The sequence below is a fragment of the Treponema sp. Marseille-Q3903 genome (assembly GCF_014334335.1).
Lineage (GTDB): Bacteria > Spirochaetota > Spirochaetia > Treponematales > Treponemataceae > Treponema_D.
In genome coordinates this window covers 140,346-166,404 of record NZ_JACSEU010000002.1, presented here as the reverse complement: position 1 = coordinate 166,404, position 26,059 = coordinate 140,346, and the positions used below count along the sequence as shown (strand labels likewise).

The window sequence follows — 26,059 nt, the reverse complement described above, 5'->3', positions numbered from 1 at the left end:
AACTAATAACTGATTTTATTCAGTTCTATAACAAGGACCGCATACAAAAAAAATTAGGCTGGAAATCACCAAAGACTTTCAGCCTAAAATGTGCGTAACAACTGTCTAAAAAAATGGGGTCAGTTCAGCCCCCGCTAGAGAGGGTAGCGGACAAGCCAACTGGCGGAAGAAAACGCTGAGTCTGTCGAGAAAATCTGTGAGCTGTTTGGCTTGGTAGCGAGGGAGAGACTTCTCCCTCCTTTTTTTTCAGTGTGACAATATAACTTATTTTTTGTTGTCGGCTGAGTAAATGCGATAATTTGGTTTTACTGGAAAATATTCCATCGTTTTTAGATAATCTTCGGCTTCTGCGCTTTGGATCAAATTATACTGATATAAATAATAATCTGCGGCGAATCCTAGTTCCAATCCTTTTTGCATCAATTTTGTTGTGCCTGAGTTATCAATCGTCTGTTCCATCTCGCTTAAAATCCATTCGTTTTTTATTTTTTGCAATATGTTTTGCGAGGTCGGATTTTGAAGTTCTTTTTGAATTTGCTGAACGGCGTTTTTGTAATCTGCGTCGAGTTGTTTTGTGTGAGCTGCGTTTTGGACGATTATCGCGCCAAAGTCCATGCCGTACTGAGGAAACTGTGCGCTTACTGAGTATTTTTTGCGTAGCAATGAACTGATGTAATTCAAAATCGCGCAGTAAAGTGCATATTCTTTTTTGTCAGGCTTTGGGGCTTTGTTGATATAAATCACGGGGTCGGTGAACTCTGTTGTTGGAATTAAAACGGCTGGCATAGGTCCCGCTTTGTCTGCCGGCACGTCTGTCAGAAATGTATGACGTATCTGGACTGTCAGCTGTTTGTTCGACGGAATTTCGGCGAGTGTGTAGAGAGGCTCTTCAGGTGCAGTGTTGTCTGCTGTTTGCCGAGAGTTGATTGCCGGCAGCACATCTTGGCCAATCGACTTTTCAAGTGCGTCAAAAATGTTGTCGTCGAAATTTCCTGCCAGAATAACCGAATATCTGCTCGAATCCAGAAGCTGAGGGAATGCGCCTACAATTTTTTTGTAACCGGTGTCGATTAGAATATCTTTTTCTGTGTCGAATACTTTTGCAAACGGCGATTTTGAATCTAGGTTGCTTATTGCAATGCTGAGCATCTGATTTGCGGCAGTTCCGTTTTCAAGACGTTTTCTGTATTGGCGTGAGCCGACTGCTCGGTCTGCATCTGCCGGGACTATTTCTCCGTATACAAGCGCTTTTGAAATAGCGTCGCATATCGCAAGTGTATCTTCTTTTTCAAACTCAATCAAAACATATCCGCTTGACAGTCCGCATTTAAATATGATATTTGGACTTGCAAGGATAATTCCTTCTATCTGTTTTTTTTGTATTTCTTTTTGAATAAGTGTAGATAAAAGATTTATCATCACATCTTCAAAACCGTTGTCATCATACGAGTTCAATTTTCCGCCAGCGATGGAAAGTATCATTGAAACACCTGACGAAATTTCGCTTTTTTTTGATGTAACGGGAATTCCATTGGAAAGCGTAATTTTTTTTACAGATGCGATATTTTTTTGATAATAATTGTTGTCGTCTTCGCTGTAGCGTAAACCGTTGTAATATTGAACTTGATTGTCGTTCTCTTTTTTCATGTTTTGGAACATTTTTTGAACATACCAAGAAGCGTTTTTTTGTGTTATCTCTTCAAAACCCGCGGCGGCATATCCTTTTTTATTTTTTTTGTAATCTTCATCGCTTATGATTACGAATACGAACGGATTTTCTGCCTGATAAGTTTTTAGGACATCATCTGCCACTACATCGGAAATAAGTTTTTGGTGGTTGAACATGCTTTTTGCTGTTAGAGACTGATATTCGTTTTCAGATTTTTCGTCTGAATTTTCATATTCAACAGTAGGAGTGTACTGCTGAATTGCCCAAAAAGACGCAATATTATTCATAAAACTCTGTGGACTAGAATCGATGTAATTAAAACTATGTGAAAGCTGATTTTTTGCATACTGGAATTCTGCGTCTGTTGTTGTTAAAGGCACGTTTTTTACATCGTCTAAAAATTTTTGTACCTGTTGAAGTGAAGAGAGTTTGTTTTTTTTGTCTTCAGGCGGCTGAATCAAAGTCTGAATGATTAAGCGAGAGCTGTCTTTTTTGTGGGCAGCTGAAACATTTATATATTCATTTCCCGCGATATTCAATTCCGAGTAAGATGAAAGCCGTTGCTTGAAAGTCGAATAATCGTTATCGAGAACTGCAGCCATCAAATCAGCCTGCTCCATATTGAGCATTGTGTACTGGACAACAACTTGAGTCAGCTCTTTTGAAAGTTCTTTTGAATGAAGCACATATTTTCTGTGGCTGTTTACCGGCGCGCTTGATTTTTGAACAGGAGTATTGAATGGGGAATAAAAGCGGCCAAAAGTATCTTTTATTGTGATAAGAAGTTTTTCGCTGTTTATATTTCCGCTGATAAATAAAGCGCTGTTTTTTGGGATATACCATCTGTCAGAAATGTCTTTGATTATGTTACGAGCAGTCTTTTCTGTTGTTTTTTTGAACAGAGGAGGATAGATTCCAGAGTCGTGTTTCCATGGAGAACCAGAAAATACTCGAGAGTCTATTGCGGCGTTTATAAATGTTGACATTTCGTTTGCGTTTGACTGAACTTCCGCTTTAAGAGTGTTTAATTCATGTGAAAGAAGTTCATCAGAAAATTCCGGCTGTAAAAATGCGGTTGAAAGCGTTTCAAGAGTGCTCTCTGTCTCAGCTGGACTTATTTTTAGAACATATCGTGATGAATCTGCATAGCACTGAACATCTGCGAAATTGAGCGATTGATTTGCTGCTTGAACCAGGCGCGTAAATAGTTTATAAAATCCGCATGTTTCCTGAGTCTGTGCAGAAAAACCTGCACGGCAAATGTATTCAACGTGGACTAACGCATCGGAATTGTTTTCTAAAAGGAAGACTTTAAGACCGTTTTCAAGAGTGTATTCTTGCAAAAAATCTGCAGGAGCTGCGTACAAAAAAAAAGCGAAAAAAATTAAAAAAAATAGAGCGAGAGCCTTTTTTATTTTTGACATTTAAGATACTTTAACAGATTTAAATAAATTTTGAAATATTTTTCAACTTTTTTGAGAAAAATGTGATATATTAGATATTATAGACGCACATTTTGAATTTAACGTAATTTATATTTAGGAGTTTTTGTGAATAAGCACGATTTTCCAAAAATCCATTTTTATGATCAGGATTTTGTAGATATCTATAACAAAACATGGTGCTGGGTTTCACCATTTTGGATAAATCCAAAAACCGGAGAGCAGGATTCAGAGGGCTTATTTATTTATCCGAATGACGGGCAGTTGGTGATAAATCAATTTGAATCAATTGTTTCCTCTTATTTTTTGGTATATTCAAACAGAAATTTTGATGCATGCAAAAATATCGATTATTTTTACGAAAGGCAGGAAGAGTCCGGTGCAATACGCTGGAAATACGATGTAAAAACAGACACGCCTATTCTTGACAAAGATAATCCTGAAGGAATTGGACTGCCATTATTTGCCCCTGCTGAATTCAATCTTTTCCACAAGTCAGCAAACAAAAAAAGAATCAAAGACGTGATGCCTGCGCTTCAAAAATATATGAAATGGATCGACGATTCTTTTAAACAGGAAAACGGGCTTTATTCGGTTCCAATTTCCGCCACATCTATGATAAATTCGCCGCGCGAAAATGTATTTTATCCGGTTGACTTCAATGCTTGTATGGCAATCAATGCATCATATATGTCCGCATTGGGAGATATTTTGAACGATAAAGATATAAGTTTTCAGTACAGAAAAATGTATTTTGCGCTTAAAACAAAAATCAATGCTTTGATGTGGGATAATGATTCAGGGTTTTATTATGATTTAGACAAAGACGAAAAGCGCTTGAATCTAAAAACTATCGCCGGATATTGGACAATGCTCGCAGAGATTCCAAATGCAGATAAAGCCGATTTGCTTGTTGCTCATCTAAACAACCCAAAAACATTCGGAACTGAACATCCGTTCCCGACTCTCAGCGCTGATGACGAAAATTTCAGTGAAGAAGGTATGGGATTTTGTGGAAGCGTAATGCCTGCTTTTAACTTTATGGTAATCAAAGGGCTTGAAAAATACGCACGCTATGAGCTTGCTCGCGAATGTGCAATCCGTCATCTTTATTATGTACTTGAAGGACTGATGCCTAACGAAAATAAAGAGCCCGGCGATTTGTTTGAAGCTTATCTTCCAAACAAGGAGGGTAAAGCTAAAATGAATGAATCTGATTATGCACGTCCACGTTATCTGCTCACTGTAGGGCTTTCGACAATCGCATTGATGATTGAAAATGTGATAGGGCTTTCAATCAGTTTGCCGCGCAAGACTGTGGACTGGATTATTCCAAACCTCGAAATTATGGGAATTGAAAATCTTTCACTCAAACGCAACTTGATTACAATTCTCTCTAACAAGAGTTCGCGTGGCTGGGAAATTCAGATGGAAAGCGAAAAACTTTACTACTTTACCATCAACATTCTTGACCAGAAGAAAAAGACGTTGCCGATTCCAAGCGGTAAATGTTCTATGCTTATTGATAAACTTTAGGAGATTACAATGGCAACCCCGGAATCAGTCATTGAAATCGGTTCAACAGGGGTGCGCCTCCTTGTAGCCGAGTATTCAAACGACGGAAAACAAAATATCCTCGATCGTTCTGACAGACCTTTAGCAATAGGGAAAGACGTATTTACCAGCACAGTCATAAGTCAGGAAACCCAAAATCAACTTATTCAGATTTTTTTGCGTTACCGTGAGCAACTTGCTTCGTGGGGAATTTCTCCAGGTGAATGTACATGTATCGCTTCAAGTGCGTTCCGCGATGCAAAAAACTGCGACCCGATTATGGACAGGGTACTTGTTCAGACAGGATTTAAAATCAGAATTGTAGACGGAATTGAAGAAAATAAACTGATGTATCTGGCTGTATCTGAATGTATAAAAGACCAACCTGTAGGATTTAAAAAAGACGACACTGTGATACTTGTGGTAGGCGGAAGTACGACAGAAATTATGATGATGTCTGACGGCAAGATGGCGGGCGTCCACAGCCTTAGGATCGGAACAGTAAGAATCGACCAGCAGATGAGAAATCAGACAGGTTCTTACAATGATTTGCAACGCTACGTTCAAGAATCTATCAATAACACAAAAGGCTCGCTCGAGAGTGAACTGAATCTCAACCGCGTAAAGCATTTTATCGCAGTCGGACCTGACATCACTTTGTCGGCACTTCATAAAGGTCGCCCGATTTCAACTTTCCTTTGGGAAATCGATAAAAAAGATTTTTCAGACTTTGTCGACGAAATTCAGGAATACAGCGTAGATGAATGTGTCGCAAGATTTAAGATTCCTTACAGCGAAGCGGAAAACCTTCATGTAAGCCTTTTGATATATAATTTGTTTCTCAATTTTACAAAGGCAGAAAAACTTCTTGTTCCAGAGACAAATATTCGCAACGGTCTGATTTTGAGCCAACACTCTGTAGAAAATGACGAATTGCAGAGAGAATTTAAGATGCAGATAACGGCATCGGCTCGCGGACTTTTACGTAAATATCACGGAGATGAAAAGCATGCGGAATGCGTAAGAATAATTGCGACAAAAATCTACGATGCGCTGAAAGATGAAGTTGTACTCGAAGAGCATGCTCGCTTGCTTTTGGAAATCGCTGCAATTCTGCATGATATAGGCTCGTTTATACGCTACCAGAATCACAATATTCACAGCAACTACATCATACGCAACTCAGAAATTTTTGGGCTTTCAAAAAAAGATATCACGATTGTATCCGAAATCGCAAAATATCATAAAGGAAATTCCATTCCGCAAGACGAAGACAGTTTCCTTATGTTGCCTCGTTCAGACCGCATGACAATATTGAAACTCACAGCGATTCTCCGAATTGCAGATGCAATGGACCGCGGTCATATTCAGAAATTCAGCGATTTTTCAATAAAAATACAGCAGGATTCAATGATAATTCATACAAAAAACTCGGAAAACACTGTTCTTGAAAAGATTGCGCTGAATGAAAAAGCGGGAATGTTTGAATCTGTTTTTGGCTATAAGGTGATTTTGCTGTAAGCGCATTTTATAAGTTCATTTTTAAATGTTGAAGGAGAAGTTATGGAATCAAGATTTTTTAATCGGGAATTGAGTTGGCTTGAGTTTAATTATAGAGTTCTCTTTCAAGGATTGTGCAAGGAATTGCCATTGCTTGAACGTCTCCAATTTCTTTCTATCGTTACATCCAACTTTGATGAGTTTTTTCAAGTTAGAGTTGCTTCTGTAAAGCGTATGCTTATGGAAAACCCGAAAAAAGTAGATGCCGGCGGGCTTACTCCTCAGACGGTTTTATCTTCAATTTCTGCACGTGCGCATCAGATTATAAAAACTCAGCAGGAATGCCTGATGTCTGACATTTTGCCGTCGCTTGCAGAAAAAGGATTAGTTTATATTTCTCCGATTCAGTACAATCAGCAGCAGACTGAGTTTTTGCAAGGCGTTTTTAAAACGGAAATTTATCCGCTTTTGACTCCTCTCAGGACAGATGTTGAAGAATTCCCTCATATCAAAAATCTCATATCTTATGTTGCGTTTTTGCTTAAACCGATTTCGGGAATCAAAATAACATCTGAAGAATTCAAAGGAAGCGATGACCTGCCCAGAATTGCATTTGTCGAGATTCCAAGCGGCTTGTCAAACATCTACTGGCTTCCATCATCGTATAAAAAGGAAAAACAGTTTGCGCTTTTACAAGACATCGTCACAGAATTTGGCACAAACTTGTTCCCCGGATTTCAGGTAGAAGAGACTTTGCTTTTTAAAGTTGCCCGCGATGCTGATTTTGCAGTTGATGAAGATGCAGGCACAAACTTTATCAATGCGATGGAAGACGTTTTGATTCAGCGAAAATCTTCGTTTCCCGTTCAGATGACATGCAACCGTTCTAGCGATTTTATTCAAAAATTTCTGATGGAAAAACTCGAGCTCGAAAATGATGACGTTTACAAAGTAGACCAAATCATAAATCCCGGAGACTTGATGGAGCTTCGCGACGCCGATGAATACGGTAAGTTGAGTTTTGACAGATGGGAACACTTTTATCCTTCAGATTTGCCGGAAGATGAACCTTACTGGAATTTTTTGAAACTTCATGACAAGATTCTTCATGTCCCTTACGAAAGTTACGAACCTGTTGTGAAGTTTTTAAATGATGCGGCAGATGACCCAAATGTTCTTGCCATCAAAATGACTTTATATAGAACAGGGCGAGATTCTCCTATCATAGATGCGCTTGAGAGAGCGGCACAACATGGAAAACAAGTAATAGTTCTTGTAGAGCTTAAAGCACGCTTTGACGAAGAGCGAAACATCGCATGGGCGAACTCTTTAGAGCAGGCCGGTGTAACTGTGATATACGGACTTGTAAATCTTAAAGTCCACGCAAAAATCTTAATGGTTATCCGTAGAGAAAGCGATACAATCCGCAGATATGTTCACCTTGCGACAGGGAACTACAACACAAAAACTGCAAAACTTTATTCGGATATTTCACTTTTCACAACAAACCCTCAGATTGCAAACGATGCAACTCAATTTTTTAATCTTGTTACAGGTTATTCAACTTTGCAGAATATGAACTGTCTTTCGATGGCTCCTGTCACTATTAAGTCTCGTTTGATTTCTATGATAAACCGTGAAATTGAACGAAGCACTCCTGAAAATCCGGGACTCATAATTGCAAAGATGAACAGCTTTACCCACAAAGAAGTGATTTTGGCTTTGTACAAGGCGAGTCAATTCGGTGTAAAAGTTCTCTTAAATATACGCGGAATATGTATGCTTGTTCCCGGAGTGCCTGGACTGAGTGAAAATATAAAAGTCGTCTCAATTGTTGACAGATATCTTGAGCATTCGCGCATCTTTTTCTTCCAAAACGGCGGAACTCCTGAACTGTATTGCTCGAGCGCAGACTGGATGAGCCGTAACCTAGACCGAAGAATTGAACTGATGTTCCCGATTCTTGATAAAGATTGTTTTGCAGATGTAAAGTCGATTTTAGATACATACTTTTTAGACAACGCAAAAGCTATGGAACTCAAATCAGATGGAAGCTGGGAGCCGATACGTCATTCAAAAAAATCATCTCCTTTTGAAGCGCAGTCGGAACTCTATAAAAAATACAAGCGACTAAATGAAAAGCGACCGAAAAACACGGAAAAACAATTTGAAGTGAGAAGAAAATAAAAATTTGTGTTTTTTTATGTTTTGTTGTACACTGAAGGTGTAATTTTTAAAAGGAGATTAAAAATGAAAAAAAAGTTTAGTGTCGTATTTGCTGCTTTGGCAGTTTTATTTGTTTGTGTTTGTGTAGCTGGGTGTAAAAACGACACCGTTCCTCATTACGTTGTATACAGTGGAGAAAACACTGTTTCAACGATAAAAGATTATTTTCCTAACTTCGATTTGGACGACGGGTATTGGTGGGCAACGGCGTTTGATGATAAAAACTTTGATATTATTGTCACAAGAGGTAATTTAAAAACTGAATCCCTCACAGAAGTTGAGATTGAAAATAGAATTAGAGACTTAGGAGTCGGCGCTGCAAAATTTGAGAAAGTTAAGAAAATTTTTTTTGACCCCAAATATCATTGTGTACTCTTTCACAGAACCGGAAATAATGTAGAAATTTTTGCAAAATAAGTAAAACACTATTCTGCATTCAAACAACTCTTTGTAGAACCTGAGCTTTGTTATTCGGTCTTGCAAAGAGCTGTTATATTTTAAACCGATACGGAACCTTGCCGTAAAACTTTTACTGTGCTGTTTTCAATTGATACCAACGTTGACGGCAGGGCGTCTTTTTTGTCACCGTCTTTTATAATTAAATCAACTTCTTGCCCGAACTCTTCGATGATTTTATGTTCTTCATCTAAGATAGGCTGACCGCTTCTGTTTACACTTGTGCTGTAGATAGGTGCACCGCTCATTTCTATTATTTTACGTAACCATGGGTCACCGGGACAACGAAAAGCGACTGTCGGCACGTTTTGCACTAACGGCGATTTTTCTTTTGTGCTTACGATAATTGTCAAAGCACCAGGCCATTTTGAAAGTAATTCCGGCGGGATATCATCATCTGTGTAGAGTCTTATGTCTTCAGGTTTTGCAATAAGCTGAATCAGAGGTTTTGTCTCCGAACGACCTTTTATTGCACGTATTTTCACATCTGTCTTAAAATCAGTTTTAGGTGTGGGAGTTTTATCTGAATTAAAAATATCTGCGATTCCGCTGAATCCGTAGACAGTGTCTGTCGGCAAAATTGCAATTCCGCCGCTTTTCAAAACTTCCGCCGTTTTTTCAATTGAATCTTGAGATTTTTCTAAAATCATCTGTATTTCTCCAAATTTTTACGCTTGATATGGATTTTTGTGTACTTCATCTTCCGCAGTCTTTATCCATTTGTTTCCATCAAAATTGTAAATAGTCTCTTCGCAGTTGCCTTTCAGCCCGGCTCCCCAAAAATTTTCAATTCCGTGATTGTCGAGGTAGCACATCATTGCAGCAAGAAGCGCTCCGTGAGCGACAATCATAACTCTCGCATTTTGATTTTTTGCATTTATTGGCTCTATCACAGTCTTTACAAATTCCCTTGTCCTGTTGCAGACAGAATTTAGCGTTTCGCCACCGATAGGAGGAACGTATTTTTCCGGTCGTGTGAAAAAATATTTTCTCGGCAGTTCTGTGTTTATCCATTCGTTGTATGGAATTCCTTCAGACTCTCCAAAACTGATTTCCGTGAGCATTTTATCTCTGATTATCGGATAAGTTTTGTGTCCGCGAATTAAACACGCTGTCTCGTACGCACGAATAAGCGGAGAAGAGTATATGCAGTCAAAATCAACATGATCTAGGCGTTTCCCGAGTTCGCTTGCTAGCTTTCGTCCGTTGCTGTTGAGTTCAATGTCTGTCGTTCCCTGAAATCTCTTCTGTACATTCCAGTTTGTTGTGCCATGTCTTACAATGTAAAGTTCCATTTTACGCTCTGATTGCCGTCCCAAAAATCAAAATTATCTAATATTTCAGCCGACGCAGATTTGTTATTCTGCTTACAAGGCTTGTTTTTATTCCTTTTTCCGGTTCAATTTCAAACCGTGCAACTGCCTCTCCTGCCTGTTTTGACAATTCAAGGCATCGTCCAATCAATGTGATAAATGAATTTGAATTCGGATTGGGCATCGTAATTTCTACAATATCGTCATCTTTTACAGCAGCTTCGAGGAGATGAACTTTTCCTGCAAAATCCATTCCGCCTGCTTCAAGAATCTCAGTGCGAACTGCGGTGTTTGAAAGTTGTTCATTTGAAAGAATAAGTCTGTTTGAAATTCTCTGCGAGAGGCTTTTCTTTTTGTTGCTGTCCATATCCGTACATTCAAGATTTTCTTTTAGAGATTTTAAAAGTTTTTCAGCGGCGGCAATAGAAGTCTGCAAAGTTTCCTCATCTGATGTTGTTTCAAAGATTGAAAGTTTTTTCCCGGCTCTCAGAAGAGGAAAAGTTACAAATTCTGATTCTGTAACAGAAGATTTTACGCTTCCAAGAAAATCAAATCCGCTTTTTTTGATAAACTCGTCTATGCTAGAATCAAACGGAATGTTCAAAAGGTATATGCCTTCGGCGAGTTTTTCTTTGATGTATTTTTTAAAGTTTGGATTGTTTTCGGCAAATGTTATGTTTTTGTCTGTCACTTTTAAAATGAATCCGTGAAAAAGCATTGCAGAAGAATAGGCGCTGTACCATTCAGTGATGTTTGTTTTGATGCTTTTTGGAACTTCGTATGCAGAAAATGATTCAATCTTTTCAAAAATCGATTGCGGAAGCCAGCCGATATCGAACCCTGCGGAAACTGACTGTCTTGTAATTTCAAATTCTGTGACAACGCCGAATTTTTTTATAACCATAAAAGATGTCAGCGGAATGAGTTCTGAAAGCGGAAGCCCCGGCATAATCGTGACTGTAAACGTCGAATCTATGTTTAATACTCTTGGAAATTGAGCTGTGCGAGCCATAGAATCTGTTGCTATTTCATTTTGAGGTTTGAAATTACTTCTGTATAAAATTTTGCCGTCTGATGTCTTTCCGATTTCTTGAAGAATTCCAAATACAGCAGCCGATTCTATCATTCTGTCCAAGAGGTTTGCATTTTGCATCGGATCGTCTGTCCATCGAGATGTCGAGTGTGCCGATTCGAGAATCATGCTGAACCTGCTCTTTTTTGCGATTGCGGAGCCGTCTTCTGTAAACGTTCCCGCAATAAAAGCGAGTTTCAAAATCGATTCGCGTGTATAGCCGCTTTCAGGGATCGACGTAACGCAGTCGAGCAAAAGCTGGGCTTCTTTTTTAAGTCCTTCGCTGCTAAAACGAGAAACAGACGCTGCACACAAAAGTGCGTACTGCTGATTTTCGGGGAGTTTTGCAAAAGACGATATTCTCGTTTTATTTATTTTAAAAGATTTCTCGGTTTCTGTTACAAACGAAAGATTTATAAATGCGTTCATCAAAAATTTTACAAACTTTGCCCTGACTGGGAAGATATCTTCAAGTTTTGCAATTTCATTTTTTTTAATTTCACCGTTGCTTTTGTATGCAATTCCGTGCACTTCTATATAGGATATAAAAGCTGAAAGCAAGTTTGGTGAAAGCGAAAAGACATCCTCATTTGAAAAAGACGAAACTGTGTAATCAGGGAAGATTGATTTTATGTTTAGATAAGGTTTTATTTTTTCTTCCAACAGCGGATTTATCTTCAAAAATTCTCTGCCGTCAATTTTATTTTTACTTTTATAGATTATCAGGCGTTCTGTAAGATTTGCTATTTCGGCATAAATCTCTGAAAACCGGAAACTCCCTGAAAAAAAATCTGTCAAAATTTCTTGAGTTGCGCCTGGAATTATGGAAATTGCAGTTAGGATTTTTACATCAAAGGAATCGAGCAGAGTTATGATGCTGTTTGAGTTTTTTTCATTGTAGATAAATGATGCAAGTTTTTGTGTCAGACGCTGTTTGTTGTACGGGGTTTTTATCTCGCCGAGGTACAATCGCATAGTGTTAAAAAACTGCTCATCGGGCAACGATATAATCGCTTCCTCCCATCTTGAAATTTCGTTATCAGTCTGCAATGTCTAATTCTCCGTCGTATCTTATGATTTTATATTCATATCCTTGCTCTGCTAAAAATTTTTGGCGGTTGGAGCCGAATTGTTCTTCTACTGTGTTTCGCGTAATTAAAGTAAAAAAACGTGACTTTTGCTCTTTAGGACGCAATATTCTTCCAAGTCGCTGAGCCTCTTCTTGACGGCTTCCGAAAGTTCCGCTCACTTGAATTGCGAGAGAAGCGTCGGGTAAGTCTATTGCGAAGTTTGCAACTTTTGAAACAACAAGAACTTTTATTTTTCCCTCGCGGAAATCAGAATATATTTTATCTCGTTGGGAATTCGGCGTTTTTCCGGTGATTAAAATGCAGTCAAGTTCTTTTGCGATATCTTCGAGCTGGCTGAGATATTGCCCGATAACTAAGATTTTGTCTGTTGGACATTTATCGATTATCTCTTTTACAATCGGCAATTTTGCTTTGTTCATGCTGGCAATTTTGTGTTTTTCTCGCGGAGAGGCAACTGCATAGTCTATTTCCGATTCCGATGGTAAGTCTACACGTACTTCTATGCATTCCGCAGAAGCAATCCAGTGTTCGCGCTCAAGTTCTTTCCACGGAACATCGTAGCGTTTTGGACCGACAAGGCTGAATACATACCCTTCGCAGCCGTCTTCGCGAACTAAAGTTGCGGTGAGCCCAACGCGTCTCACTGCTTGAAGCTCTGCAACAACGCGGAATACAGGAGCCGGAAGCATGTGAACTTCGTCATATATAATCAGCCCCCAATGTCTTTTGTGGAAAATTGAAAAATGAGGGTACGGACCGTCTTTGTCGGGTCGCCATGTTAAAACTTGGTATGTTGCAACTGTCACTTGTTTTATTGTTTTTGTTTCGCCGGAATATTCAGAAACTTTATCTGAAGTTAAATCAGTTTTATCGAGCAACTCATCAATCCACTGGTGAACTGCGGAAATGTTTGTCGTTATGATAAGAGTAGATGTTTTTAGCATTTCCATGATTTCCATGCCGACAATCGTTTTTCCGGCTCCGCACGGAAGCACGATAGTTCCGAAACCTGTACCAGGTCTTTTGTCGCCGACTAACGCACGTGCAGAATTTTTTTGATATTCGCGGATTATAAGAGGTTTTCCGTGCAAAGTTGTCTTTCGCAAAGAGATGTCGAGATGTTCTCCATCAGTGAGAGCAACTTCATCTTTTACAGGCCAGCCTGATTGAAGCAAAATCTGTTTGATTGTCCCGCGGTCTGTCAGCTTTAGCAAAAATGAATATTCAGGCGCATCGCTGTTTTCGAAAGTCAGCGTCAACATTTTTTTTGCAGCTTGATTTGCTCCGATTTCTTTAAAAACGGGAAGAGAGTCAGCGACAAGATATAAAAAATGCTCGGTTATTTTCTTTGAAGAGTTTCCGTTTTCTGGAACTTCAATATCGGGCGCTTCAATCAGCTTGATTTTGCCGAATCTGCTTGAGATTTCTTTGATCCATATTGGAATTGACTGTGGTACATCGTAGCGCGCATATTTTTCAAGGACAGCGATTGCTTCATCTGCGGTGAATCCTGCGCTTGCGGCATTCCACAAAGAGAGCGGAGAAAGTTTATATGTATGTAAGTGTTCGGGTGATTTTTCGAGTTCAGCAAATGGAATAAGAGCATTGCGGCATTCTTCTGCAAGCGGAGCATGAACGTCAAGCAACAGCGAATGGTCACCTTGAACAATCAGAGGATTTTCATAATTCATCGCAAATTATGATTATACAGTTTTTTTTATGCTTGTACTATAAAAATGAAAAAATCCATTCCCATTTTTCAGATTAATTTTACGATGACCAGAATTAGTCAAATTATGATGACGCTGGTGGACATGGACTGACTTGAAAAACATCTGCACAAGCGGAGCGCGGAAGCCGTTTTGCAAGGAGGTTCCTGTCCACCTGCATTTTTTAAAATTAATATTCTGGTTGTCGTAAAAATTTAGCAATGCCAGATAGGTGTTGCTAGTTTATTTGAAAACGGTTGCGGACGTGTAAAATCAGGAAGCCAGCTCGTATCTTCGCTCAATTCCTGATAGAAAAGATAATCAAAATCGTATGCTTCAATTAAGTCCTGAATATCGCGGTCTTCCTGTCTGTTGACGAGCCTGTCTTCAAATTCGTTGATTTTGCCTTTTTTTGCAGGAATAGGGGTGTACTGATTCATAAGCGAAATACATGCATGTTTGTCAGCATTTTTTTTCAGCCAGCAAAGGACATCTGCCGTTTCTTCAAATTTTCCGGGTAAAAAAAGATGCCGAACAATTACTCCCGAAAGCATTTTGTCTTTTTCTTGACCGTTTTTATTTACTGTGACAATGTCTATCTGATTGTTTTTCAGCATCCACGTGATTGCGTTTTTTGCGATTTCAGGGTAATCAGGGGCGGCAAACAGTTTTTCCGAAAGGTCTGAGTTGAGAGTTTTTAAATCGGGGAGCCAGATTGTGACGAGCCCCTTCAACAATTCAAGCATCTCCACAGATTCGTATGCAGAAGAGTTCCAGCAAAAAGGAATTGTAATTCCGACATTGCGGGCATCTCTGAGATATTCTGAAATTTTTGGAATATTATGGCTTCCCGTAACAAGATTTATGTTTTCGGCGCCGGCATCTTGCAACTTTTGGCATATTCTTGTGAATTCTGTTGAATCGACTATTCTTCCAAGTCCGTCGTGTGAAATCTGATAATTTTGGCAGAATTTACAACGCAACGTGCAGCCTGTAAAGAAAATAGTCCCGCTTCCACCATGAACTGTCACGAGAGGTTCTTCTCCAAAATGAAGTCCTGCAAATGCAATTCGGAGTTCTGCCGGCTCACGGCAGAATCCAAGTTTTCCCGAAGCTCTGTCTGTGCCGCAATTGCGCGTGCATAAATTGCATTTTGAAAAATCAGGTTTAATCATATCGTTCAAATTATCTAATATGCGCCTTTGCTTACAAGAACTGTCATCAGATTTTGAAGGACTTCAACGGGAAGCTCTTCCGACTCGTAATTTACAAGGCAGGCAATTTCTTTCCAGTCATCATCGGAAAGCAAGTTTTGGTCTTCGTCGCTGTTTTCAAGAAATGCGAGCATTGCACCGAGTTTGCCGAGATTTTCATCTGTCGGCTCTGATGAAATGTCTTGAGAATTAAATATATAAGTGTTTTCCCAATATTCGTATAGAGAATTGGGAAGATTGGGCGGGCATGATGAGGAACGTTCAAACAGTTTTTTCAAATCATTTTGTATTCTGTTGTAATCGCTTTTTCCGCTGTTATTGTGTCTGTCGAATTTTTTGATTTTCTGCACATCGCTCAAAAATTTTCCAATGTCTGTCATTGTTTATAATATAACGATTATTTTGAAAAATGTCATTTTTATTTAAGGCAGCGGCGAGCACATCATCTGTTTAGGCTGAGATGGCGAACGGTGAGTTCATGCTTTACGTGAAGTTGTTTGACTTACTTTTTCATTTTTTTTATATTATTTTTATGTTCAGTGATACTCATTTTCATTTCAAGATGCTTTCAGAAGAATGTGGACTAGATGGGACGGAAATTCTTTCAACGATGGCAAAACAAAATTGCTTTTTTGGATTAGATATTGGAACAAAAGCCGATGATTTAAAAAGCCGCAGACAGGCTGTCGAAAAATGCGGAAATTTTCCTTTTGTAAAATACTCCGCCGGAATCTGGCCTGATATAGAAGCGATTCATGACCGTGAAAGAAAAATCGAATTGTTAAAGAGCAGCATTGTAGATGACTCTCTTTCTCATCCTGAAAATAAAATCGTGGCACTCGGAGAATTCGGACTCGACCATCACTGGAATCCGGCAGGTGCAGACGGCAGAAAAGAAGATGATTTTGACGAAAAAACATATCGCGGTGAACGGGAGCTTTTTGAAGCTCAGCTCAATCTTGCCCAAAACTTAAATCTTCCTGCAATAATACACAGCCGAGACGCTTTTGAAGACACTTTAGATTGCATTAAAAATGTTGGTTACAACAACGGAATTATCCACTGCTACAGTTACGGGCTTGAACAAGCGCGCGCCTTTTTAGACCTCGGCTGGTATATCAGTTTTTCTGGAAGTGTCACATATACAAAAAAAGCAAAGATTGAAGAAGTCACAAAGCTGCTTGCGTATGTCCCTGATGACAGAATTTTGTGTGAGACAGATTCTCCGTATTTAGCGCCTGCTCCGCACAGAGGAAAACCTAATTGCCCTGTTTTTGTAGAATATGTCTACGATTTTGTTGCGAAGGCGAGAAATATTTCATCTGAAAAGCTCTCCGACATCGTAGACTGCAATATTAAAAATCTATTCTTATGATTCGTGAATGCGAAATAACTTCGTTGCCGTCTTCTGTGATAAGCACATCATTTTCAAGACGAACGCCGCCTAAATCTTTGTCATACAATCCCGGTTCCAGAGTCACAATCATTCCCGGTTTGAATTTCTGTTCTGAAACTTTGCGAGTGCTTATAAACGGCTGCTCATGAATTTCGAGTCCTGTCGCATGTCCAAGTCCGTGAGGCATCTTGCGTTTTGCCGCTGCAAACACTGCGTCTGCTTTTTTTGCTGCTTCATAAACTGTGTTTTCTTTTGTGTAAAGTTTAAGGCATTCGTCGTATGCTTTTTGAACGAGGTCAACTAATTTTTCCTGCTCAGAAGTGAGGGGCCCTTTTGCAACTGTCACAGTTGTATCGCTAGTGTACCCATTGTAGACAACGCCGAAATCAAGGATTGAAAGTCCCTGCGCAGGCCATGCCGCATCAGTGTATCCCGGGAATGCGTGAATTGCAAAACTTCTTGAAGGCCCTGCTGCAAGCGTATCAAATCCTGTCCTTTGGCATCCGTTTTCGCGTAGCATTCTCTCTATTAAAAGTGCAACGTCTGTTTCTGTTTTGATTCGTCCGTCGCGAATTTCAACATCAATTTCGTCTATGATTATGTCGCCGACACGCGCTGCTTCTTTTGAACATTCAATTTCATATTCATCTTTTATCATTCGGCACTCAACAGTAAAATTGTGAGCACCGTCTTCACGACATCGGCAATCATAATTGCTCAAAGCGTCTATAAATCTTAAATACTGCGGATATGTTAAATATTCAGGAAGTTCAACTTTGTTGTTTTCCGCATGAGATTGGCATAAATTCAAAACCGCTTTTGTCGCATCAATCGAGTTGTTTTTGTAGCGAGTGTATGGGACGAGTTTGTCAAAATGTCCTTGCATGTTCGCAATGTTTTCATCCCACGGAATGAGAACTGTGTAGCCGTCTTTAAAAATTATGAGGACGGCGTCGTTTGGATGGTTTGTGTAATACGGAACGCTAGGATCGCGATGTTCTTCGTTATCTATAAATACGCAAGCTCCGGTGTTGTTTTTTTTAAGCCATGCTGCCAATCTGTTTCGGCGCGATTTAAAAATTGTTTCAATCTGTTCTTTTGTATATTTTTTCATCTTTTTACCTTCCTAAAAATTGCTTTTACAATTTCATCTTTTGTGATTACGAGTTCAACGACACCTATCGTTCCGAATAAAATCGCTGTGAGCATGACCGGCATTCCAAATGCTATAATTCTTTTGTATGATGCAAAAACTCTTACGATGATTGGATGAAGTCGGATGCATGGAAGTGCAGCGATTGCGGAATAAATACATATTTTGATTATATAAATAATCGTACTTTTTGCAATTCGGCGAATATTCATCGATTTCATCTTTTTCATAAATGCAAACAAAAAGATTGTGTTTATCAGACTTGCAAGAGTTAATCCAAGCGCAATCCCGTTTCCGCCCATAAACTTTGATAATATGAATACAAGGACGATGTTTGCTCCGAAACTCAAAATTCCGGCGAGTGTCGGCAGCTTCGTATTGCCTTGTGAATAAAATGCCGGCGAAATAATTCTGTTTAATGCGATAAAAAGAAGCCCTGAAATATGAAAATGAAAAACTCCAAGCGTCAGCCTTACAGATTCATCGTCGAACTTTTTTGATTTATATAAAAGAGATATCAATTCTTTTCCAGTTATCAAAGAATACACTGTTACAGGAATTGAAATCAAAGTCATGATTTTTATTGCCTGAATCAGCATATTGTTGAACTCTTCCCATCTTTTGCTGTTTGCCAATCCGCTTAAGTCAGGTAAAATTACAGTCCCTATAGAGACCGCAAAAATTCCTAGTATAAGTTCCTGAAGTCTTATGCTGTATTGCAGACTTGAGACTATCCCGTCTCCTGTTCTGCTTGCGATAGCTGTTGATACAAGGTCGTTGAGCTGATAAGCAGCCATTCCGATTATTGTTGGAACGATAAGTGCGACAACTTTTTTTGTTCCGGGATTTGTAAATGTTTTTTTAAGAGAAGTAAAGCAAACGCTCCATTTTGTTTTTAATACAAACGGCAACTGGAAGAGTGCCTGAACAATGCCGCCGACAATAACTCCGAACGACATAGCGCGTGCAGGGTTTTCTGTGAAAGGCGAAAGAATATATGTTCCTGCAATGACAATTCCGTTGAATAGAACTGGAGTAAATCCCGACGGTGCAAAGATTTTACAGCCGTTTAATATTCCTTGAAAAAATGCTGCAATAGAAATCACAAAAAGATAAGGAAACATTATCCTTGTCAGCACTGTAATCTCGTTCTTTTTTGAAAGCCATGATTGAATTTGTGCGGCATAATCTTCTGCGGAAGGAATTACAGGAGGTGTGAACAATGCCGGCATATTGCTTGCGAGCCACATTTTGAAATGAACAAACAACGTGATATTGTAAGGGTCAATCGGTTTTTTACAGAAAATCGGCGTGATAAACGGAGTGATGGCGATTCCGAGCACGACGATACACGCTGTCAAAAAAGAGACGAGCGTAAAAGTCGATTTTAAAAATTCCTGAGTTTGACGGCGGTTTTCCTGCTCATCACCTTTTGAAAGATATTTTTTGAAAGTCGGAATGAAAGCCGCCGAAACTGCATTTTCTGCAAAAAGCCGCCGCAGCAAGTTTGGAATCATAAATGCTGTCGTAAAGGCGTCTGCATACATAGAAGTTCCGAGAAAAGCCGCTTTTGTCATTTCGCGGAGCAGTCCCATAATTCTAGACATAAATGTCATCAATGAGAGGAGTAATCCGGATTTTAAAAGCGATTTATTATTCGACTGTGCATTTTCGTTGCTCATACCGATGATGATAAAAAAATTGCAGAAAATGTTCAATTCATTTATAATTAAAGAATTACAAAACAGACAGATTACTTACTTTTGTTTTATTTTAAAATGTATCGGTTGGGGGTAAAAAAATGTCCGGCAAATTCAAAGTCTTTTCTAGAGTAGGAAATACAAGAATTGTTCCTATCGGATTAAAGATTCTATTGATTTTCATATCATTGATTCTTTTATCAAATATTACTACAAACTATATCTCTATACAGCTTTCTCAAAAACAGATCATCAATTTGCAGAATTCAATCATGGTAGATAAGTTAAAAGTTCTGTACGATATGTCTTCAAATCAGTATCAGATTTATTTATATTCAGGAAATTACGATGACAGCGTGGCGGCGATGAATAATGTTGCAGAAGCCGGCTTTTCTAATCCCGGCAGCATTGCTTTTGGAATGAACCTCAACGGCGAAATTCAATTTTTTAAATGCGCTGATGAAAAAGTTTCGTGGAATAATGGTTTTCCCGATATACAAACTCTTGATCTTTTAAATCAGAAAAACACAGAAGGCATAGAAGACGGCTCCATTGTTTTTTCGACAAAGGAAGGAGAATATTTCGGCGTTTATAAATATCAAAAAGAATGGGGCTATTACATAGTCCGTGCAGAGCTCCGTGCTGACCAGTTAGCAAAGAACAGACATGTCTATATGTATTCGGGGATGCTTATTTTTGCTTTGATTTTGGGATTCATTATCATTGGCTATATTATCTTGATACACGAGTTTAAAACGCTCCGTACGTTTACCGAAGACCTTATTCAAATGCAGAAGAAAAAGCAGCTTGACCTTATAGATATTTCAAAAGCTGCAAATGATGACGTAACATATATGGCTGCTTCGTTCAACGCTCTTTCTGCGCAGGTGAACAGTCTGCTTGGAACTTTCCAGAAATTTGTTTCCAAAGATATTGTAGCAAAAGCTTACTCGGGAAAAAATGTCGGGCTTGAAGGCAATCAGCGTGAATTGACAATGCTTTTTTCCGATGTAAAAAGTTTTACATACAGGACGGAAACACTTGGCAATGACATAATCGAAGTTTTGAACGTTCATTATAACCGCGTAATCCAAAATGTGCACAGCCATAAAGGAATTGTAGGTTCTATCATTGGAGATGCGATACTTGCCGTTTATGGAACGCTTCAATCGGATCATTCAAAATCTTATGATGCGGTTGTATCTGCGTGGGACATCACTATATCTACTGCGGAGCTTAGACAAATCATGACTGAAAGGCGCGCTGAAATTGAAAAAAATAGAACGCTTTCTGAATCAGAAGAACGTGTTTTCAACGCTGTTATGGTAGATGTAGGAGTAGGGCTCGACGGTGGCAATGTTTTCTATGGAACAATCGGTCGAAACGATTTAGACGACCCGCTCCAAGCTCACATGGCAAACACTGTAATCGGAGATACTGTAAATTCGGCTTCACGTCTTGAAGGGCTCACGCGAATATATCATATACCTGTGATTGTTTCAGAATATATCAAAGATGAAGTATTAAAAGAGACTGAGCGTTACAAATTTTATGAAATCGATACAGTTCAAGTAAAAGGAAAGACAGAACAAAAGAAAATTTATTTCCCACTCGATACTCTACAAGTTGAGAGCAGCTTGCTTGCTCAGTACGATTCTTTTGAAGAAGGATTACAATCATATTATTCAGGAGATTGGAAAACAGCTCGGAAGATATTGAAAAAGCTCAAGTTGGACGTTGCACAAACTTTTATTGAGAGAATGGGCACAAAAAGCGCACCAAAAGAATGGAGAGGAATATGGACAATGACGACAAAATAGTTTCAAAGAACGAAATTCATAAAAAAGTAATGCTCTTTCTCGGAGATGAGTTGAGTTCAATTCATGCGCATTCTGTAGATAAAACTTACGACATTGAAAAAGAATATCAAAAAACGAAAAAAAACAGATCTCCTTTCACTTTTTTTATTTTGTTTTGTGTTTTTGCTGTTGTCGCAGGTTCCGCTTTTTTAATCAACTATGTGATTCATTCTAAAAACGAAGAAATTAAAGTAAGCCTTGCAGAATTTGAATCAATAAATCTAAAATCACTTTTAGATACTGTTGCGATCGCTCAGGCTCATTACGATGATGCGGTAAAAAACAGGTCTTTAATCGTTGGCGATATGGAAAACAAATTAAAAGCGGCAAAAGCGGTTTTGGACAACGACATATTCGTAATTGATTCTATGAATATATCTAAAAAAAGCGTTTACAATGAAAAGGTAAAAGCTGCAAAACGAAAATATCAAAAAAGCGTCTCTGACATTCATCTTGAATACGACCCGCAAATCAGCGCAGCGGAAAAAGAAGTTGAAGCTTATGGCTCTCAACTTGCAGAATTTGACGCAACAAAAATTGAATCTGCTCGTGAAAAAGAAAAAGCTTTAGACAGTGAACGCCAGCTCCGCAATCTTGAACTTAGAAAAATGGAATCGCAGTATGAAGAGCGCATTTCAGAGCTGAATCAGAAAATTATAGATATTCAGCGAAGAAGCACTCAACAAATCCGTGAGTCGGTAGGTCGCGTTTCTAAAAACTATCAGGAAGAAATCGATAAACTCGACCCAAATCTTAGCGATAGAAAAGCAACTTCGATTATAGAGAAGACAGAGATTACACAAACTCCCGATTTTGACGGAGCAGCAGGAATGAATGCGAGGTACATGTCTTCAAAAAAAGTCAATGCAGCAGTAGAAAAGTATCAGCAACTTTATGATGATTACAGATATCTCGACGACCAAGTTGCGAAAATTCCGCAAAAAAATTCGATTCCAAAATACGTTGCAGCGGCGAGAACGCTCGTCAACGGCATGGGAGAATCTTTCCTCGATTCAACTTCAGATTTTTACAACGAAACTGTTTTATTAAATAGAAAAATCGATACGCTTGGGAATCAAATAGAATCGCTGAAACAGCAAAAAGAAGAGCAGAAAAAAGAATATGAATCTAATTTTGAGAAGCAGAAAAAAGATTACGAATCTATTTTTGAAAAACAGAAAAAAGAATACGAATCTAATTTTGAGAAGCAGAAAAAAGATTATGAATCTATTTTTGGGAAGCAGAAAAAAGATTATGAATCGATATTTGAAAATATGATGAACGGTACGGACACTAAGGCGATAGTTATTCAAGCAACCGATTATGAGAACATCAAAGTTTATGTTTCCGAATCGGCACGCATGACGGTAAAAGAAAAAGGCGCTGAAGGTGCAGAAGCTGAGCTTAAAAACGGGGATTCGATTGTAAAAGGTGTTGTTGTTGAAAATGAAGACGGTTCGTTCTCTTTCAAAGTTGCAAAAGATGAATATGGAAATCTTTTACCTATAGATTTTTCATCGATAAAAAAAGGTTCTTCTGTAAGTTTTCTGTAAAATAATATTTCTAAGCAGTTAATGTTTATGTGCCGATAAAATAGATATGGACGAAGAAAAATTTGAAATAGAACTGCAAGAAGCTCTCAACAAAAAACAGGAATGGTTTAATTCCGAATGCCTTGAGCAGCTTCTCAGCAATTACAGGCTCATGCATTCTTGTGTGAAAAACCTTTACGGCGCTCTCGTAAAAAAATCAGTTATTCAACCGGATCCCTACAGGCTTGATAAGCGGATTTCAGATATTTCAGTCCCCGACATTTCTCCATTCTCAGAAAACGATCTTTCTACCGAGCTTGGTTCACGCTTTTCCGAATATGAAACAATGCTAGACTTTATCTGCACTTATCTGCGTTTTTCCGTAGAGAACATTTCTTTGCTGAAAGTTAAAAAACTTATAGATTTAAACAAGTGTTTTGAATGGGAAAATCTTTCTTTAAATAATGCGCGGATGAATACGCGTGCCCTTGCGTTGGCGATCGCTCAGACAAGGAATGGAGCCCCAAATGTCATTCAAAGCATGCTGAACGACTGTTGCGAAAAATGTTCAAAAATGTCTGTAGAAATAAATAGAATTCTAAATGAACTCGGGGCTTTTGAAAGGGAGCTTTACAAGGGAGAGCTGCGAAAAGATTTATTCGGGCATCCTGAATTTGACAAAGCAAAGGCGGCTGAATCTGCTGAAGGAGAGATGGCTGAAATCAAAAGGCTTTACGCAAAAGTTGAAGGAAAAAAGCCTTTTTACAATGACTTAATCAACGAAATAATAGCAGAAGATCACGATCCTGATAAAGAAAAAAAACGAGAAGCTGTTATCGCTCGCCTTCAAATAAAGAATTCTTCAAAAACAGAAATGCAAAAAAAGGCAGGCCCAAGCAGCAAAGAACTTTTGATGGGGGTTGTGTTAGCGCTCGGCGGATGTGCTCCGACTTTGATACAACTTCATGAAAAACTCGTCGAAAATTTTAATCTTCTTTATCAGAAAAAGAAAAACTTTTTTAATATGTTGATTGCGGCAATAAAAAAAGCGTTCAATCTAAAAGAAAAAGAAAAGATTGTAAATCTTCTTATCGAAGATCAAAAGAGTAAAATGGAACGGATGCAAAAAGTCAATGTAACTGATTTTCTTGCTGAACTTTCTAAAAAAGAGCGATTTTTTTCAGGGATTGCAAGCAAAGGTATGGAATTTTCAAAGATTGAGTCTTCAAGTGAAGATGTCATCTTCGGATTTGTAAACAAACAGATTTCCGAACTTCAGTCTGCGTTTATAATCATAAACTCGCTTGATGCGCATTTTAAGAAAATGGTCGACATCGACTTTCGGGCTAGAGTAAAAGGAATGCAGATAGAACTGTCTGCGCTCAGAAATTCAATCATAAATTGTAACAAAAAACGCGGCGAATATGTTTCATTTAAAGATGAATCTGAACAAATGAAGAATTTAGGGCTTTAAAGTGATGATAAAATTTAAAATCAAATTTTCTTTTGCTTGCATGGCATTCATTTTGATGTCATGTTTTTTGTCTGCAGCTGAAACTGATGACTTGCAGAAAAATTTTACAATTCTTGAGACAAAACGAATTCATGAATTAAATCCACACCTGACAGATTACGCCAGCGATACTCAGATTTTGAACGGCCTTTTTGAAGGGCTGTTTACGATGAATCCTGTCACTCTTGAACCGCAGTTAGCGATTGCAAAAGATTTTAAAATCAGCCGCGACAAAAAAAGATGGACAATCACTTTGCGAGATGATGTTTTCTTTAGCAACGGTGAAAAAATTACAGCAGAAGAAGTAAAAAGTTCTTGGATAAGGATGATTTCAAATCAGTCTGCGCCGTTTGCATCTCTTTTTGATATCGTTCGCGGTGTAAGAGATTTTCGGCAGGGGCGCGGAACTGTTGAAGATGTAGGAATTTATGCAACAGGTGAAGATAAACTTTCTATCTATTTGGACACACCGGCAAATTACCTTACAAGAATTCTTTGCCACACTGCTTTTTCGGTTACAAACAAATCTCCCGAAGTTTATAGCGGCCCTTTTGTACTCGAAAGGTTTGATGAAAATCAATACGTGCTGAAAAAAAATCAGCTTTACTGGGATAAGGAAAACGTCGCCCTTGAGCAAATCACTTTTGTTCAGTCAGATAATTCTGATGAAAATGCCTACAACTACAACATGGGCAACGTTGACTGGGTTTGTGGAAGTGCGACTCAGTCAAAAATCCTTGACCAAAAGTCGATACAGGTAAATGCTCTTTTTGGTACAGGATTTTTTTACTTCAGAGTTACAAAAAATGAGGCAAATAAAAGCTCATCCGGACGTTTGTGGAATTATCCTGAATTCAGGAATGCGGTTTTAGAAGCGTTTCCTTGGGACGATATTCACAAAAATTATTTGATTCCAGCTAATACTTTTGTTTACCCTTTGAGCGGATATCCTGATGTCCAAGGATTTGAATATTCAGACCAAGTTGAAGCTTCTATGAAAATGAGCGAGGCTCGCAAAAAATATGGAGTTCCGCAGGAAACAATTATTCCGCTTGTTTTTCAGGTTTTTGAAGGCGATTTAACAGGAGAGCGCCTTGCAGCGATTAAAAACGCACTCGAGCCTCTCGGAATAGAAGTCAAGATTCGAGAAATTCCCTCTTATCAGTATTATTCAAAAGTAAAAGATACAGATGCCGATATTTTGTTTTCATCTTGGATTGGCGATTTTGCAGACCCTCTTTCATTTTTGGAATTGTTCCGCGGTGGTTCTTCAATGAACAATTCAGGCTGGCACAACGAAGAATACGATTTGCTTTTGGAAAAAGCTGCTGTTGTAAATGTCCGTGAAAGATATGATATTTTAGCACAAGCAGAAAATATTTTATTAGATGACGGCGTTGTTTTCCCGTTATACAGAACAGTAACTTCCAATTATGTAGATTTAAATGAAGTTGGCGGGTGGGCAGTAAATGCGTTTGATTTTCATCCACTCAAATATATTTTCAAAAAGGCTGAAAAAATAAAAATCCCGAACATCGTGATGAAATAAGAGTAGCCCAAATCTTATGGATTGTGGGCGCATTTTCCGGTTCATTTTGAGACAAGTTTGTATGCGCATTTTCAGACACAATTGCAGACACAATTGCGAACACGTTTATTG

18 protein-coding genes are annotated in these 26,059 nt (G+C 38.6%); 9 read left to right on the top strand and 9 right to left on the bottom strand.

The genetic code is table 11. The annotated features are described in order from the left end of the window. Positions 1-264: 264 nt before the first annotated feature. Positions 265-3,093, bottom strand: a complete 2,829-nt coding sequence (locus tag H9I37_RS10730) for a M16 family metallopeptidase (protein ID WP_187382720.1) — start codon at positions 3,091-3,093, stop codon at positions 265-267. Between the two features lie 126 nt (positions 3,094-3,219). Here H9I37_RS10730 and H9I37_RS10725 point away from each other — a divergent pair, with 126 nt between their 5' ends. From H9I37_RS10725 to H9I37_RS10710, 4 genes are all read left to right on the top strand, one after another. Further along, entirely contained in the window at positions 3,220-4,647 is a 1,428-nt protein-coding gene (locus H9I37_RS10725) for an MGH1-like glycoside hydrolase domain-containing protein (RefSeq protein ID WP_187382719.1), read from the top strand. Positions 4,648-4,656: 9 nt separating this feature from the next. Then, positions 4,657-6,186: a Ppx/GppA phosphatase family protein gene (locus H9I37_RS10720; protein WP_187382718.1), complete on the top strand. Its 1,530-nt coding sequence runs from the start codon at positions 4,657-4,659 to the stop codon at positions 6,184-6,186. 42 nt (positions 6,187-6,228) lie between these two features. Beyond that, on the top strand, positions 6,229-8,352 hold the full coding sequence (gene ppk1 / locus H9I37_RS10715; RefSeq protein ID WP_187382717.1) for a polyphosphate kinase 1: 2,124 nt from the start codon (positions 6,229-6,231) through the stop codon (positions 8,350-8,352). Positions 8,353-8,415: 63 nt separating this feature from the next. Further along, the gene (locus H9I37_RS10710; RefSeq protein ID WP_187382716.1) at positions 8,416-8,808 is read left to right on the top strand and encodes a hypothetical protein; all 393 of its coding nucleotides are present in this window, start codon (positions 8,416-8,418) and stop codon (positions 8,806-8,808) included. Positions 8,809-8,888: 80 nt separating this feature from the next. Here the strand turns inward: H9I37_RS10710 and H9I37_RS10705 are convergent, their stop codons facing one another. The 6 genes from H9I37_RS10705 to H9I37_RS10680 form a co-directional block, all read right to left on the bottom strand. Continuing rightward, a complete protein-coding gene (locus tag H9I37_RS10705) occupies positions 8,889-9,497 on the bottom strand; it encodes an L-threonylcarbamoyladenylate synthase (protein ID WP_187382715.1) in 609 nt (202 codons plus the stop codon). A gap of 18 nt (positions 9,498-9,515) precedes the next feature. Further along, positions 9,516-10,142 carry a histidine phosphatase family protein gene (locus H9I37_RS10700; RefSeq protein WP_187382714.1) on the bottom strand — a complete coding sequence of 209 codons (627 nt, stop codon included), beginning with the start codon at positions 10,140-10,142 and terminating at the stop codon, positions 9,516-9,518. Between the two features lie 37 nt (positions 10,143-10,179). Beyond that, positions 10,180-12,282 carry a helicase-associated domain-containing protein gene (locus H9I37_RS10695; protein ID WP_187382713.1) on the bottom strand — a complete coding sequence of 701 codons (2,103 nt, stop codon included), beginning with the start codon at positions 12,280-12,282 and terminating at the stop codon, positions 10,180-10,182. Continuing rightward, positions 12,272-14,014, bottom strand: a complete 1,743-nt coding sequence (locus tag H9I37_RS10690; RefSeq protein WP_187382712.1) for a DNA repair helicase XPB — start codon at positions 14,012-14,014, stop codon at positions 12,272-12,274. The genes H9I37_RS10695 and H9I37_RS10690 overlap by 11 nt, the downstream gene beginning before the upstream one ends. Before the next feature lie 233 nt (positions 14,015-14,247). Continuing rightward, on the bottom strand, positions 14,248-15,207 hold the full coding sequence (locus tag H9I37_RS10685; protein ID WP_187382711.1) for a radical SAM protein: 960 nt from the start codon (positions 15,205-15,207) through the stop codon (positions 14,248-14,250). Between the two features lie 14 nt (positions 15,208-15,221). Next, complete coding sequence (locus tag H9I37_RS10680; RefSeq protein WP_187382710.1) at positions 15,222-15,626, bottom strand: hypothetical protein; 405 nt, start codon at positions 15,624-15,626, stop codon at positions 15,222-15,224. Between the two features lie 152 nt (positions 15,627-15,778). Here H9I37_RS10680 and H9I37_RS10675 point away from each other — a divergent pair, with 152 nt between their 5' ends. Continuing rightward, positions 15,779-16,621 (top strand): TatD family hydrolase, encoded by an 843-nt coding sequence (locus H9I37_RS10675; protein ID WP_187382709.1) that lies wholly within the window; start codon positions 15,779-15,781, stop codon positions 16,619-16,621. Here the strand turns inward: H9I37_RS10675 and H9I37_RS10670 are convergent. Together H9I37_RS10670 and murJ are read right to left on the bottom strand one after the other, a co-directional pair. Then, complete coding sequence (locus H9I37_RS10670; protein WP_187382708.1) at positions 16,602-17,756, bottom strand: M24 family metallopeptidase; 1,155 nt, start codon at positions 17,754-17,756, stop codon at positions 16,602-16,604. The genes H9I37_RS10675 and H9I37_RS10670 overlap by 20 nt on opposite strands. Beyond that, complete coding sequence (gene murJ / locus H9I37_RS10665; protein ID WP_187382707.1) at positions 17,753-19,477, bottom strand: murein biosynthesis integral membrane protein MurJ; 1,725 nt, start codon at positions 19,475-19,477, stop codon at positions 17,753-17,755. Before murJ ends, H9I37_RS10670 begins: the two co-directional genes overlap by 4 nt. Before the next feature lie 119 nt (positions 19,478-19,596). Between murJ and H9I37_RS10660 the strand changes: the two genes are divergently transcribed. From H9I37_RS10660 to H9I37_RS10645, 4 genes are read left to right on the top strand one after another with little or no spacing between them, the layout of a single operon-like run. Further along, positions 19,597-21,315 (top strand): adenylate/guanylate cyclase domain-containing protein, encoded by a 1,719-nt coding sequence (locus tag H9I37_RS10660; RefSeq protein WP_187382706.1) that lies wholly within the window; start codon positions 19,597-19,599, stop codon positions 21,313-21,315. Further along, positions 21,294-22,907, top strand: a complete 1,614-nt coding sequence (locus tag H9I37_RS10655; RefSeq protein WP_187382705.1) for a coiled-coil domain-containing protein — start codon at positions 21,294-21,296, stop codon at positions 22,905-22,907. The genes H9I37_RS10660 and H9I37_RS10655 overlap by 22 nt, the downstream gene beginning before the upstream one ends. 46 nt (positions 22,908-22,953) lie before the next feature. Beyond that, positions 22,954-24,360: a TP0584 family protein gene (locus H9I37_RS10650; protein WP_187382704.1), complete on the top strand. Its 1,407-nt coding sequence runs from the start codon at positions 22,954-22,956 to the stop codon at positions 24,358-24,360. 40 nt (positions 24,361-24,400) lie between these two features. Continuing rightward, positions 24,401-25,948, top strand: a complete 1,548-nt coding sequence (locus H9I37_RS10645) for a peptide ABC transporter substrate-binding protein (protein ID WP_187382703.1) — start codon at positions 24,401-24,403, stop codon at positions 25,946-25,948. Positions 25,949-26,059 lie beyond the last annotated feature (111 nt).

Coding starts and splice junctions, on each gene's coding strand:
- H9I37_RS10720 (WP_187382718.1), top strand. CDS start 4,657: ATGGCAACCCCGGAATCAGTCATTGAAATCGGTTCAACAGGGGTGCGC.
- H9I37_RS10690 (WP_187382712.1), bottom strand. CDS start 14,014: ATGAATTATGAAAATCCTCTGATTGTTCAAGGTGACCATTCGCTGTTG.
- murJ (WP_187382707.1), bottom strand. CDS start 19,477: ATGAGCAACGAAAATGCACAGTCGAATAATAAATCGCTTTTAAAATCC.
- H9I37_RS10650 (WP_187382704.1), top strand. CDS start 22,954: ATGGACGAAGAAAAATTTGAAATAGAACTGCAAGAAGCTCTCAACAAA.
- H9I37_RS10710 (WP_187382716.1), top strand. CDS start 8,416: ATGAAAAAAAAGTTTAGTGTCGTATTTGCTGCTTTGGCAGTTTTATTT.
- H9I37_RS10660 (WP_187382706.1), top strand. CDS start 19,597: ATGTCCGGCAAATTCAAAGTCTTTTCTAGAGTAGGAAATACAAGAATT.
- H9I37_RS10645 (WP_187382703.1), top strand. CDS start 24,401: ATGGCATTCATTTTGATGTCATGTTTTTTGTCTGCAGCTGAAACTGAT.
- H9I37_RS10670 (WP_187382708.1), bottom strand. CDS start 17,756: ATGAAAAAATATACAAAAGAACAGATTGAAACAATTTTTAAATCGCGC.
- H9I37_RS10675 (WP_187382709.1), top strand. CDS start 15,779: ATGTTCAGTGATACTCATTTTCATTTCAAGATGCTTTCAGAAGAATGT.
- H9I37_RS10730 (WP_187382720.1), bottom strand. CDS start 3,093: ATGTCAAAAATAAAAAAGGCTCTCGCTCTATTTTTTTTAATTTTTTTC.
- H9I37_RS10685 (WP_187382711.1), bottom strand. CDS start 15,207: ATGATTAAACCTGATTTTTCAAAATGCAATTTATGCACGCGCAATTGC.
- ppk1 (WP_187382717.1), top strand. CDS start 6,229: ATGGAATCAAGATTTTTTAATCGGGAATTGAGTTGGCTTGAGTTTAAT.
- H9I37_RS10700 (WP_187382714.1), bottom strand. CDS start 10,142: ATGGAACTTTACATTGTAAGACATGGCACAACAAACTGGAATGTACAG.
- H9I37_RS10705 (WP_187382715.1), bottom strand. CDS start 9,497: ATGATTTTAGAAAAATCTCAAGATTCAATTGAAAAAACGGCGGAAGTT.
- H9I37_RS10655 (WP_187382705.1), top strand. CDS start 21,294: ATGGACAATGACGACAAAATAGTTTCAAAGAACGAAATTCATAAAAAA.
- H9I37_RS10680 (WP_187382710.1), bottom strand. CDS start 15,626: ATGACAGACATTGGAAAATTTTTGAGCGATGTGCAGAAAATCAAAAAA.